The following is a 13,597-nucleotide window of genomic DNA, read 5'->3' as shown; positions in this document are numbered from 1 at the left end:
TCATTTAGGTTGTCAATTTAGTAGGTATTCGCTACAATATGAGGATAAGTTCATGTGTGAGGAGGGATCTTGTGCTGGGGATATTGAAGAAATGGATACAGAAATCAATGCAGCAACCAATGCAGGAACCGAAGCACACTTTGGATTACAAAACGATGGAAATCGACGTTGTCATTAAATGTTTTGTTTCGGATAAGGAGAAGCCGTTTCGCGTCATTTTTAAAGTGGAGAAACAAGGCTCATTCTTTTCGAAAGATATTTTTGTGAAAAATGTGGATTCAAAAACAACCAATGAGCTCATTCATAACTTCTCCACGCTTGGCATGAACAATGAAGAGTTGAACAAGTATGAAAGCACAGATTATGCTGAATACAGCTTCGCTACGTTGGAAGAAGCCAAAAAAGTTAAAGATACAACCGTCGATTACATACGCTTTCTGATCCGCGAGCATCAACAAGAGTCACTCGCCAACATTTCATAATGGTTATAGCAAGGAAAAGGAGCTGGCGATCGATTCGCTGGCTCCTTTTTTGTGCTCTCAATTTCGACTGTGCCTAATCTCCAACTTTCTGTTGTTGTACAAGTTCATTCAGACGATGTTGGCGAAGCTTCGTGATTGACGTGAATTTGGATTCGGAGCCTCTGACTTCGAAAAATACTTTGCCATCTTGAATATGTTGGATTTTACGTGTATTCACATAGCAATCTGTGTTTACTTTGAAAAAGCTGTTGTCTGAGGTTATATCCTGGATTTGTTCTGTATTCAGGCGTTTCTTGATATGGTAGTTCTTCCCATGAAAGGAGACAAGGCCATGTTCACCAACACGGAAATACATGATATCCTTTTCTAAAATAAAATCCTCATAGGTGTTCTTTACTTCGAGCGCTACATTCATTTTATTTGCCCCCTTCTTTAAATGATAACGCTTACACTATTTTTGACGGTTTTATCTTACCATAATCTATGGGGAATGAAAAGAGTTAAGATAGTAAAAAAAACCAACATATTTCGTCCTAGTAGGAAGATTATGTTGGTTTTCTGCTGTTTTTGACGAATGAGCAATTATTTCCTCGGAAATAATTTATAGCGGGATATTGCGTGCAACCCAAACGCCAGCAGCACCTGCTTGAGCAAGGCCACGAGTAATTCCGGCCCCCGTCACCGCCACAAAATAGACCTTTAATTTCCGTTTCAAAGCTCTCGCTCAGCTTAGGACGAGCGGAATAAAATTTCGCTTCAACGCCATAGAAAAGGGTATGCTCAGATGCAATACCAGGTGTTACTTTCTCAAGTGCATGGATCATTTCGATTAAGCTTTTCATTGTATTATATGGAAGAACTAGCCCTAGATCTCCTGGAACAGCTTCAGATAAAGTAGGTTCCAAGAAGCCTTCGCGTATCCGCTCGGCAGTGGATCTACGCCCTCGCATGATATCCCCGAACTTCTGAACGATGACGCCACCGCTCGATAAGTCATTCGCGTGCTTACATATTTCTCTCGCATATTCATTCGGTTTATCGAACGGTTCCGTAAATTTATGGGAGACAAGTAAAGCAAAATTCGTGTTGTTAGATCCAAGCGCGGGATCTTTGTAGGAATGTCCATTGGCTGCCATGATGCCGCTGTGATTCTCAACCACAACATGTCCAGAAGGGTTCGAGCAAAAAGTTCGTACACGAGTGCCCACAGATGTGTTATACACGAATTTTCCTTCATATAAATGCTCATTGATTTCACGCATGACGACATCGGAGGTTTCAACTCGAACGCCGACATCGACTTGATTGTTCGACATTTTGAGGCGGCGTTTCTTGAGAACCTGTGTTAACCAGGCCGATCCGTCCCTACCTGGAGCCAGCATGACATAGTTGCTTAGGAGCTCCGTACCATCCTTCAAACGAATCCCTTGAATGACGTTTTTATCTTCTTTTTTAGTTGTAATAATATCATCAACTTCGGTTTTGAATTGCATATCGATGCGTGATTTCAAATATTCATAGACGGATTTGAGGATCATTAGATTTTGTTCCGTGCCCAAATGACGAACCTGCGCACGAAGCAGCTTCAAGCCAGCCGAATAGGAGCGTTGCTCAATATTTTTAACCGCCTCGTAGGATCCGTTATGTTTTCTGTTGCCCCATGCTGGAGATTAATACTGTCTACATAACGAATGAGCTCCATGACTTTACTAGGTGCTAAATAATCCGTCATCCACCCACCGAATTCGGTCGTGATGTTGAATTTACCATCGCTATAGGCACCTGCTCCGCCGAAACCAGAGGTGATCGAACACGCAGGAAGACAACCGGAGAAGTCCTTCTTTACCAGCGGGAGGCGGGCAAAGCTTGATTTTATTTTCAAGAATCGGACAACTGCGCTTGTAAATATCGTGGCCTTTGTCAACGAGTAAAATGTTCGCGTTTGGGTGAAGCAATGTCATCTCATAACAAGCAAAAATACCGGCAGGTCCTGCACCTACAACGATAAAATCATAAGTTTTCATAGCAGTAGTCTCCTCTGGAACAGTCATTTTTGGACGCAAAAAAACCTAGCCACACGGAAGCACGTCTGACACAAAAGGAAGTTGGCGCACGCGCCTACTCTATAACGTTTGAGGACGTTCTGAGCAGTGAAGCCGAAATTATCGTCATCAGCACGCCAAACGATCATCATGCTCCTCAGGCGATTGCTGCACTTCGATCTGGCAAGCATGTACTGCTCCAGAAACCAGTCGCTCGAACATTTGAGGAAGCGGCGCCTATCGCGGAAGAAGCAAGGAAAGCCGGGAAAATTGTCGGCTTGTACATGAATAGTTTGGATCATCCACTTTTTTATGATATCCGGGATATGGTACAAGGCGGGCAATTCGGTCGTATCGCTAAGCTGCGGGCGCAGCTAGCGCACACAGGCGGTTTGAACTGGTCGGGCAAGATTTGGCGGGCGTCCAAGGAGCGGACCGGCGGCGGCAGCTTTATCCAGGTTGCTGTGCACTATGTTCATCTTCTTCAGTGGCTGTCTTGTGCCCGGATTCGGCAAGTAACTAGCATATCCAAGAATCTAATGTGCAACCATCTCGAGGGCGATGATATGACATCTGCCTTAATGGAGCTGGATAACGGGGCCATAGCAGAAATAGGGTCAGGCTGGTGCTACACCGGAGAAGAGGTAAGTATCTTCGGTTCGAAAGCAACCGTGCAATACATGAACAATGACACACTGCTTATACGGGCCGATCAACCGTTTCATGGTCGGGTCATTCACTATGATACGCCGGGAAAATGGCAGGTAGTCACTGGTGTTACCTTCCCCGAGATGGGGGATAAGTCGAATCCGTTCGAGCAGCACCGTACATTCTTGGAGGATATACGGGCAGGCAGGCCGCCTCAAGTTTCACTGGAAGAGGGGCTTCGTGACATGCGAATCGTCGATGCCGTTCATTCTGCAGGTGCGGAGCGGACAATCATACAGTTAAGCGAAACGGCGGTGGAGGACTGATGGAAGGTGTGAATAAACCTGTTGTCGTAGTTACAGGCGGCTCGCAAGGGATCGGGCTTGCCATCGCAACAGCATTCGCCTCCCGCGCATGGCGGGTCGTCATTATTGCCCGAGGGATGTCGGGATTAATACAAGCGAAGGAGACCATTGTCAGCGGCGATCCGGAAGCTGATGTGATGCCATTGCAAGTGGATATTACCGATCGAAACGCGGTGAAGTCCGCATTCGAAGCGATTTTGCGGGAATGGGGGCCAGTAACCGCCTTAATTAACAATGCCGGCACTCCCGTCAAAGGAAGATTCCTTGATACGGATCCAGAGGAATGGGAGAAGGGAGTGCGCCTTCATGTCCACGGCTCCTATTACACTTCGTGGTATGCTGCTAAGCAAATGGCTGAACGGGGGAGTGGTGCAATCGTGAATATCGCATCGGCGGCAGGCCTGAATCCGCCTCCCGGCCTGCCTCTCTATGCTGGAGCGAAAGGGGCGCTCATTGCACTAACGCGTGCACTCGCGGTTGATTTAGCACCTTCTGGAATCACAGTGAACGCGATTTGTCCGGGTCCGGTAAACACAGAGACATATCGTGAGTCAACGCCTCCAGATATCTACCGAGAGCGAACGTGGTCGATTCCAACAGGCAGGTTCATATCACCGAATGAAATTGCCGAGATGGCTCTCTTTCTTACTTCAACTGCTGCAATCAATATGACTGGAGAGACATTGATGATCGATGGGGGAGCTGCAGCTGTCGGCCCGTATGCCGTCAATTTATATAAGCAGAGAAGAAGCGGGAGCTGATCAAGCATGGGAAACGTTCCCTTTAGCGTCGAGTCAAGTGAATTCGCCCCAAATACGATTACGTACGAATATTTTAGTAAGGCATTAGAGAAAACGAAACATTTTACCGTAAGCTTCCCGTTAAACTATGAAGAGAATCGGCATCGTTATTCGCTGTTATTGGTGCTGCATGGGATGGGAAGGAATCATTTAACGGTTGTCAGTCAAGAGAGCCTGAGGCAGGAGTTGTCCAAGTGTGACAGTATCGTCGTATTTCCAGATGGAGAGAACGGTTGCTATATCGATAGTCCCGTTGTAAAGGAGAGTCGATATCAAGCATATCTAGATGAAGTCATCGATTATGCAGAGAAGAACTTTCGCATCCTAGGAGGTTTCGGTTCCAGAGGTATTATGGGCTGGTCGATGGGGGCCTTTGGTGCTGCTAACTATATCATGACACGTCCTCAATTTTTGGGGACTTTCGTTTCGATCATTGGTCTCTTGGATTATCCGAATCCCTGTAAATATAACGAAGAAGAGAATTATCCTGTGCAGAACGAGTTCCCGACGGATGAGCAGGCGCGAAAGAGATATCGAGCGGCAGCTAATATCGAAGCTTTTGCCAATGTAAACATTATGCTCTATGTAGGGAGATCTGCCTTTGACTATGCAATAAATGTAGAGTTCCATCATAGGCTTGTTGAGGCTGGAGTTCCTCACGAATACATGGAGGAATCAGGTGGACATGAGTGGGCAACGGTAGCAAGGGGGATACCGATAGCGCTAGCGTTTTGTGCGAGGCATCTCAGCCGTTAATATATTTGAAAAGGTAAGAGGCAATGGACTTTTTCGGCGGTATAGACATTGGGGGAACGAAGTGTTCCGTGAGTCTAGGGGAGTTGATCGATGGGAAATTGTTTCCACTCGGAAAGCAATCCTTCCCTACACCGAAAGATCCGCCAATGGCGATTCAGGGGATTAAGGATTTACTCCACAAGTTAATGTCGGTTCATGGTGTCAAACAATTGTTGAGTATCGGAATTAGCTGCGGCGGCCCCTTGGATAGCCGAGCTGGTTTAATTATGAGCCCATCGCCATTCGTGTGCTGGAGGAGGAGGCCCTTCGTTTATCTAGAAGAGTGTGTGAAATTGTGCCTGCCGGTCTTGGAGAGCAGGTTGGCGATTATGCGGCCTTGTCGGTTGCTCACTTTGCGTTGGAGGAACACGATCGGAGGAGCAAGAATGACTAATCATTTGAAGAGATTGCTGCAACGCTATCCCGAATTAGTATGCTGTGAATCGTCTTTCCAAGAGGCATATACACGATTGGAAATTGGGTTCAAAGCAGGGGGAAGCTTCTAATATGCGGTAATGGAGGAAGCGCTTCGGATAGCGATCATATCGTTGGGGAATTGATGAAGGGGTTCGCTCATCTGCGTCCCGTTGAGACGAGAACAACTGAAAAACTGGTCGCGGCTTACTCCGATGAGGGTCGTTATTTGGCAGAGCACCTTCAGCAAGCGCTCCCGGCCATATCCTTAGTCAGCCAATCTGCTTTAATGAGAGCTTTCTCCAATGACGTTGCAGCGGATATGGTGTTCGCACAACAAGTATACGGATACGGGCGAAGTGGAGATATACTGCTAGCGATCAGTACATCAGGAAACTCAGCAAATGTCGTTCATGCTGTACAAGTTGCCAAAGTCCAGGGGCTGACAACCATTGCCCTAAGCGGGAAACAGGGCGGAAAGCTCGCTGAGTTGTGCGATGTATCTCTATGTGTGCCAGGGGAGCGTACATCCGACATACAAGAGCTTCATTTACCCATCTATCATACATTATGTTTAATGCTTGAAGAGCATTTTTTTCCGCATACATGAACAATGAAGGCATTCTTTCGCAATGAGAAGGGGTGCCTTTGTTGTATGTGTTCTATCAGAGTAGTCTGAATCACTTCATCAAGTAAGTATTTAGGTACAGGCACTTCTAGGCTCATACCCACATACACTAATACTAATCACTAAGCGGAGGCTTCCAAAACAGCTAAGATCCGCAAACACTGAAGGGGGTAGCTGGAATGCCTGGATTCTTTAGCGCAATCGCTGTATTAATAAAGCAGCTAACTTTGCTTGTATCCTACGTTAAGAACAATGCGTTTCCACAGCCACTAACAGAGGAAGAAGAGGAAAGGCACTTGCGGCAAATGGCTGAAGGGAATGAGCATTCCAGAAACAAGCTAATTGAACACAATTTGAGACTTGTCGCGCATATAGTAAAAAAATTCGACAATACGGGTGAAGATTTGGAAGATTTGATTTCGATAGGGACGATTGGACTGATCAAAGCTATCGAATCGTTCTCGCCGAATAAGGGCACGAAGTTAGCGACTTTTGCAGCGCGCTGTATCGAGAATGAGATCCTGATGCATCTGCGTTCGTTGAAGAAAACACGCAAAGATGTGTCTCTGCATGATCCCATTGGAACGGACAAAGAGGGGAACGAGATTACGTTGATCGATATCCTCGGCAGCGAGGCGGACGATGTGGTGGATGCGGTGCAGCTGAAGATTGAGAAGAGCAAGATTTATCGCAATCTGGAGATATTGGACGACCGTGAGAAGGAAGTTGTAGTCGGTCGATTTGGCTTGGAGCTTGGTGGCGAAGAGCGGACGCAGCGAGAGATTGCGAAGGAGCTGGGTATTTCGCGTTCGTATGTGTCGCGTATCGAGAAACGGGCACTTATGAAGCTATATCATGAATTTTATAAGGCGAAGCGATAAGTCGTTAGGTTGGAGCATCGTATTCTTCATTTATTTGGCTTCAAATAATGGAGGCGAAGACAATGTCAGCCTTAATTCAGATTGAGCATGTTAGTAAGTTTTACTATATGGGTGGAGAGACAATAAGGGCTTTGGATGATGTTTCGCTGGATATCGCGCAGGGTGAATTTGTTACTATTATGGGGCCGTCGGGGTCTGGAAAGTCCACGTTGATGAACATAATCGGTTGCTTGGATGTTTCAGACGAAGGCCTGTATGTCCTTGATGGGAAACAGATTCATTCCCTCAAGGATTCACAGCTGGCTGAGATTCGGAATCGAAAGATCGGGTTCGTTTTCCAGAGCTTCAACCTGCTGCCGAGATTAAGCGCTTATGAGAATGTGGAGCTACCGTTGATATACCGGGGATTATCGCGAAAGCAGCGGGAGCCGCTGGCTTTGCAAGCGTTAGATGCGGTTGATCTACTGGATCGTAGGAAGCACTTTCCTTCCGAGCTGTCCGGTGGACAGCAGCAACGTGTTGCAATTGCGAGGACATTAGCGGGCAATCCGGCGATTATTTTAGCGGATGAGCCTACTGGGGCGCTGGATTCGAAGACTGGCGCGGAGGTTATGGATACTTTCAGACGATTGAATGAGCAGGGACGGACGATTATTGTGATTACGCATGATCGGCAGGTTGCGGAGCAGGCGAAGCGGATTGTAAGGTTTCGGGATGGGCAGTTAGTTCATTAGATTGGGATTGAAAATACAGCTAATTGATACTGGCCTTACGAGAAATCGTAGGGCTATTTGATTTTCAAGTTAAATGAAAGCGGCTAGGTCTGAATTCTTCTGCCTTTCCCGGCTAACTGGCAGTATTCTATAGACTATGATCGATGAAATAACTGTACATGTTTAAAGAAGCGATCCGTCCGCGATAAACTGCCCATGTCCTCTTAGAAAAAAGATAATACGTTTTTAACCATTAATAGTGATTTATTCAATGTTTGTCGACCGCAAAAGTTTATATGATTAAGGTGTAATATTACTACCGCAAAATTTTAGGGAGGACATTTAAATTAGGGAAATCCAAGAAAGCAATGGCCAGCAAGAAATTTACCCAAAACGAATAAATAAAAATGTGATGGGAGGGTAAACCCCAAGGGTGAATGGGGGATCCATTGCGCGATCATATCCAATTATCCACAGTTTTGGTATCCAAACGATCCTAATAATTCTGACTTTAAGTGTTTATGCAGTTCGTGTTCGCCAAAGCGCAGAACGCAGATATTATCAATGTTTACGTGGATGGGAGGATGGGATAAAATGATGAAAACGAGGATGTTAGCAGCGCTTTTAGCACTTTTGTGTATGTCGACGATGTTCAACTACACGCCTGCAGCGGCCGCGATCGTGACGACCAACATTAACCTGGCGTTGGGGAAGCCGGTTTTCGAAAGCGGACATGACGGCAGCTTCATAAAGGAAAATCTTGTTGACGGTAATGCAGGTACACGCTGGGCGTCCAATTCGGGCAATAATGCGACTGTTTATGCATCTTGGATTTACGTCGATCTGGGACAACGGTATCGGTTCAACAAGATAGAGGCTGCTCTCGAGAGGTTTCCCACAGAGTACAAGCTGATGGTGTCCGACGATGCCATGCAATGGACGGAAATTTCATCGAAGGTTCGTGAGGATAGCGCCAATTATACGACGGGAGGAACGGACACCTTTGAGTTAAATACGCCAGTAACAGCGCGCTATGTGAAGTTTCAAGGCGTACGGCCCCGTCTGAACTCGAATGGCACTCTGAACGTATGGGGGTACTCGCTGTATGAGTTACGTGTGTTTCAAGCGCCGCTTGAGGACAGCGACTACGTAGCAATAGCTAAGCAAAACATCACGGTGCCCGAGCGGGTATTAAATAATTTCAGTCTTCCATTGACCTATCAAAACGGCGTTAGCGTCGCATGGACGTCGAACAGCAACGCTATCGCTATTGACGGCGGCAGTGCCACAGTTACAAGAAGCGAGCAGGATCAAGCGGTTACGCTTACCGCGACCTTAACGAAGAACAATGCGTCAGATACGAAGGACTACCCGGTTGTAGTAAGAGGCAAGGCTTCAGGCAAATATGTCTTTTATCCAGAGGTGCACGGTTACGCATACGGCGACGGAGAGATGCAGCTTACGGGGAAAACGATCAATCTGGTGTTTGAAAATGGCGTAAGCGATAATACCGCTGCCAAGGCGCAAATTATTTTCGAGAAACGTGGCTTCACCGTCACGAAAGAGGCGCAGGACGCGTCATTGGTTGATATCGATGTTCTGATCGGCATCGACAATGACATGGGAGCTGATTATGCGTACTTAAACGGAAAGTTCGATCCGGCGGTTTCCGTGAAAAAGAATGATGGATATGTGCTCAAGTCCTCTGAATCGGACAGGGTCATCGCTATCATGGGCAAAGACAACGGCGGCGCGTTTTACGGAGTCACCACGCTCGATCAGCTCTTGGGGCAGTCGGACGGCCTTTTGGGCGATGTTCTGATCGAAGATTATGCGGATATTAAATTTCGCGGCTTCATCGAAGGCTTTTACGGCACGCCATGGTCGCACGCGAACCGCAAGGACTTAATGACGTTTGGCGGAGACTTCAAAATGAATTCCTATCTGTACGGGCCCAAAGACGATCCCTATCATGCTGCGCAGTGGAAAGATCCTTATCCGTCCGCTAAGCTCGCCGAACTGAAAGAGCTGGTCGATAAGGGGCGGGAGACCAACGTTGCATTTGTCTGGGCAGCCCATGTCGGCGGCAAGATCGATCTCGGTTCGGAAGCCGACATTCAAGCACTCAAGAACAAGTTCGACCAGTTGTACGGTATTGGCGTCCGTCAATTCGCTATTTTCTTTGATGATTCCGCGACAAACAACGCTCAGCTCGTGAGCTTCATCACGCGGATCGACAGCGAATACATCAAGCCCAAGGGCGATGTCAAACCGATTATCTTTTGCCCGCAGTATTATCGCAAGGACAGCGGCAGTCAGGCAACAATCAGTTACCTGCAAAATATTAGCAAGTTCCCGAAGGATGTTGAAATCATGTGGACAGGTGATAACGTCGTATCGCCAATCACACAGAGCGTCGTCGACTGGGTAACGCAGTATATCGATAGACCAGTCTATATTTGGTGGAACTATCCGGTAAACGATCTGGGGCGTTCAAGCTATGTCCATATGGGTCCGTCCAAAGGACTTTCCTCCGGCGTTAAGAATATTTCGGGCTTAACCTCTAACCCGATGAATCAGGCGCAAGCGTCCAAGGTATCGCTGTTCAGCGTGGCGGATTATACTTGGAACACCGACGAGTACAATTATGAGCAAACTTGGCAGGATTCGTTTAACTTCATCATTCGGGATAATCCCCAGGCAGCGAGCGCACTTCGCATTTTTTCACAGCATGCATCGGACGGCTTAAACCCATTTGACGCGGGGGAATCTTTCTACCTGCTGCCGCAGTTGAATGCCTTTAAACAGGCATTGGCAGGCGGCGAGAATATTTCGGCATATGGCGCGTCTTTGGTCGGTTCGTTCCAAGAGATTATCGACGCCGTAGACACGCTGAAGTCGTATTCGGGTACAAACGGTATCTCGGGAGAACTCATGCCATGGCTGGACAAAATGAGGAAGATCGCACTGGCGAGCAAGAACGCCGTACAGCAGCTAATGGGTTTGGGCACGATCTCAGTTGATAATCCGGCATCCATCCAAGCGGCCATGCAATTGATTTCCGATCGCAGAGCGGAGCTTAAGACAGCGGTGTCAGCGTCCAAGATCGTTGCACAAAAAGAGATCGCGCCATTTACCGAGGAGATCCTGAACCTGCAGGAAACGCAGCTTATGAAAACGCTCTCTCTGTCGCCTAAAATTATCGGTTTCGGCAGCTCGACCGCGGACTACACGAAGATGCTGGACGGTGATATGATGACAGTTACGTCGACCGGTTCGGGAGCAGTGGTGTCTCGCGGTGCGTACTTCGGCGTGAATCTGGGCAAGGAAACACAGATCGACAACGTATCCATCGCGATGGACACTTCGAAATACTATAAAAAAGGTATACTCGAAGCTTCAATTGACAATAGAACTTGGACGATGGTTGGGGAATTCGATACGAGCACGGTCTCTGTGAAGGGACTTGATCTTTCCGCAAAATTCCTGCGTTACCGCGCGACGGATGAGTTCACCGACGTGAACACTGGATCGCCCAACAGCGGCTTATCGGTTAAGGAGTTTCAGGTAAACGCGGAAAAACCAGCAGCAATCTATACCAACGTATCTGCACTGGAGAATCAGGAGCTGTCGTTTGCAGGCGCTTCTGCAGCGCTGCGGAATGTTGCAGAGATCACGCTGAAACCCGGTGATTATTTTGGATTCAAATTCAACAAGCTGAAAAACGCAAATTCGCTGAAAATCGATGAGGGCCTCAAGTCTCTGTTCGCCGAGTTCTCGGCAGACGGGATAAACTGGAGCGCGATGCCTTGGTCGGATCCGCATATCACTGCGGCGAAATACATCCGTGTGAGGAACGCTTCTCAGGAGGCAAGGTCCTTCACGCTTACCGAGCTTTCGGTAAAATTTGGCGGTTCGCCGACCTTGTCGGCAAGCGCTCAGAATCTCACTATCTATGAGGGAAATGTGGGTAATATTGTAGACGGCAATCCGTCCACGTATCTGTGGCTCAAGCCATCCCCTACTGCAAACCGGTATTTTATATTCGATCTGGGTAGCGAGATACCGATATATGACATGCTCATCAACTCTGTTACGGACGTGTTTTCCTCCGGAACAATTGAATTCAGTTCCGATGGAACAAACTGGCACGATCCGATCACGTTCAGTAATGCGGGCAACATCAATATCGTCGACTGTAGAGGTAAATTAGGTCGCTATGTGAAGCTCACAGACGGTGTGCAGAATAAGTGGCTCAAGGTCATCGAGGTCGAGATTAATAAAAACGTAAAGGAAAACACCTTTGTTGTCTCAGGTAATCTAGGCGGCCTGGAGAAGGTACTCGATAATGATATTTTCAGCTATGTTGATGTCGGCAACTTGCAGGGAGAGCTGTTGTACAACAATATCAACACGCCGGGCGCGACCAATCTGATCCTAATGAAAAACGAGGGAACGGCAGTAAAACTGATGGTCAAAAGAGACTCGCAGAGCGCCACGGAGGGATGGATCGACGTCGGTAATTTTTCAGGCGCGTATCAGAACATTGATCTGAGCGCGTATACGCCAGCCAGCGAATTCAAACTGAAATGGGACGCAGCTTCGGGCCTGCGTCTAAACGAGCTCTATGTCGCAGATGGACCGCAGACCGTCTATCCGGTAGCAGGCATAGTTATTGATAAACCTGAGGTTTCGCTTCAAGTAGGGCAAACGACAGCACTCAACGCAACTGTTCAGCCGGTGAATGCAACGAATAAGATTATCACATGGAACAGCAGTGACGACACAGTGGCAACAGTCGCGATCGTTGACGATCATGCGGTTGTGACTGGAATCAAGGAAGGAAGCGCAGTAATAAGAGCAACGACGGCTGACGGCGGGCACTTTGCTGAAGCGCAAGTAACGGTAACAAAGCCGATTGTTGGGCCATCAGCTGCATTGACTGGTGTAAGTGCGGTTCAAAGCGGATCAGACTTTATAGTCAAGTATGGGTTAAATAACGTGCAAAACATTTATGCACAGGATGTAACCTTCACTTATGACCCGGACGTACTGGAATTCAAATCTGTTGAATCGTTAGTGGAAGGACTCGTCATTGTTAACAAATCGGAAAAACCAGGTCAGCTCAGACTGATTCTAGCAAGCACAGGCGCTAATGCTCCTAATGCTACCGGCGATTTGTTGGCTCTTCACTGGAAAGCCAAATCGCTTGCACAGTCGCAATCAGCTGCCATTTCGCTGGCCAGCATCAAGATTGCTAACGGCAGCGGCGTAGAAACTCAGTTGACCGGCGATTCGCACAGCATTGTCATCGGAGTTGCGGATAAATCCGTTTTACGCTCACTGATCTTGTCTGCTCAAGCGATGCATAATGCAGCTTTTGAGGGCCATCTGCCTGGACAGTACGTACCTGGTGCGAAAGCTGCGCTGCAGTTGGCAATTACAGGTGCTACTACTGTATTGAACGATTCGGCTGCAACTCAAACGAATGTAGAGCAAGCGCTGGCAGCGCTGCAAGCAGCTGTACAATCCTTCGAGGATTCGCTCATCATTGCCGCACAAGGCGACCTCAACCTAGATGGCAAAGTATCCATCGGCGACTTGGCCATTGTCGCTGCAGCGTATGGTAAAACGTCTGCAGATGAAGGTTGGAATCCGATAGCGGATATTGTGAAAAATAACGTCATTGATATCGAAGACCTTGCAACGGTAGCAAATAAAATTCTTGAGTAATAAGGAAATCAAAAAAGGCTTCCTGCAACTAAGACCGCGATGACATGAAAAAGGTATAGCTCTCGGGGAACTGAAATAAAGACTGCGTTGCTTCCA

Annotated in this window: 10 protein-coding genes and 1 pseudogene; 9 read left to right on the top strand and 2 right to left on the bottom strand. The window is 47.5% G+C overall.

Translation table 11 applies throughout. From position 1 onward, the window contains the following. Positions 1-71: 71 nt before the first annotated feature. On the top strand, positions 72-482 hold the full coding sequence (locus AC58PQ_RS08665) for a hypothetical protein (RefSeq protein WP_497241560.1): 411 nt from the start codon (positions 72-74) through the stop codon (positions 480-482). Positions 483-555: 73 nt separating this feature from the next. Here the strand turns inward: AC58PQ_RS08665 and AC58PQ_RS08660 are convergent, their stop codons facing one another. Further along, on the bottom strand, positions 556-897 hold the full coding sequence (locus AC58PQ_RS08660) for a LytTR family transcriptional regulator DNA-binding domain-containing protein (protein WP_497241559.1): 342 nt from the start codon (positions 895-897) through the stop codon (positions 556-558). Positions 898-1,083: 186 nt separating this feature from the next. Next, positions 1,084-2,506 (bottom strand): annotated as a pseudogene (locus tag AC58PQ_RS08655) (NAD(P)/FAD-dependent oxidoreductase). A 29-nt stretch (positions 2,507-2,535) separates the two neighbouring features. On the opposite strand from AC58PQ_RS08655, the gene AC58PQ_RS08650 reads away from it, so the two are divergent. From AC58PQ_RS08650 to AC58PQ_RS08615, 8 genes are all read left to right on the top strand, one after another. After that, on the top strand, positions 2,536-3,498 hold the full coding sequence (locus AC58PQ_RS08650; protein WP_497241558.1) for a Gfo/Idh/MocA family protein: 963 nt from the start codon (positions 2,536-2,538) through the stop codon (positions 3,496-3,498). Next, complete coding sequence (locus AC58PQ_RS08645) at positions 3,498-4,298, top strand: SDR family NAD(P)-dependent oxidoreductase (RefSeq protein ID WP_497241557.1); 801 nt, start codon at positions 3,498-3,500, stop codon at positions 4,296-4,298. Before AC58PQ_RS08650 ends, AC58PQ_RS08645 begins: the two co-directional genes overlap by 1 nt. A gap of 6 nt (positions 4,299-4,304) precedes the next feature. Then, entirely contained in the window at positions 4,305-5,093 is a 789-nt protein-coding gene (locus AC58PQ_RS08640) for an alpha/beta hydrolase (RefSeq protein WP_497241556.1), read from the top strand. Between the two features lie 68 nt (positions 5,094-5,161). After that, the gene (locus tag AC58PQ_RS08635) at positions 5,162-5,638 is read left to right on the top strand and encodes a hypothetical protein (RefSeq protein ID WP_497241555.1); all 477 of its coding nucleotides are present in this window, start codon (positions 5,162-5,164) and stop codon (positions 5,636-5,638) included. A 53-nt stretch (positions 5,639-5,691) separates the two neighbouring features. Continuing rightward, complete coding sequence (locus tag AC58PQ_RS08630) at positions 5,692-6,156, top strand: D-sedoheptulose-7-phosphate isomerase (protein WP_497241554.1); 465 nt, start codon at positions 5,692-5,694, stop codon at positions 6,154-6,156. A 197-nt stretch (positions 6,157-6,353) separates the two neighbouring features. Beyond that, on the top strand, positions 6,354-7,055 hold the full coding sequence (gene sigK, locus AC58PQ_RS08625) for an RNA polymerase sporulation sigma factor SigK (RefSeq protein WP_477589383.1): 702 nt from the start codon (positions 6,354-6,356) through the stop codon (positions 7,053-7,055). Between the two features lie 62 nt (positions 7,056-7,117). Next, positions 7,118-7,789, top strand: coding sequence for an ABC transporter ATP-binding protein (locus tag AC58PQ_RS08620; RefSeq protein ID WP_497241553.1), 672 nt, complete (start codon positions 7,118-7,120; stop codon positions 7,787-7,789). Between the two features lie 573 nt (positions 7,790-8,362). After that, entirely contained in the window at positions 8,363-13,501 is a 5,139-nt protein-coding gene (locus AC58PQ_RS08615; RefSeq protein ID WP_497241552.1) for a beta-N-acetylglucosaminidase domain-containing protein, read from the top strand. The last annotated feature ends 96 nt before the right edge of the window (positions 13,502-13,597 follow it).

The sequence above is a fragment of the Paenibacillus sp. J22P143 genome (genome assembly GCF_059692035.1).
This window is presented reverse-complemented; position numbering and strand designations above follow the sequence as displayed.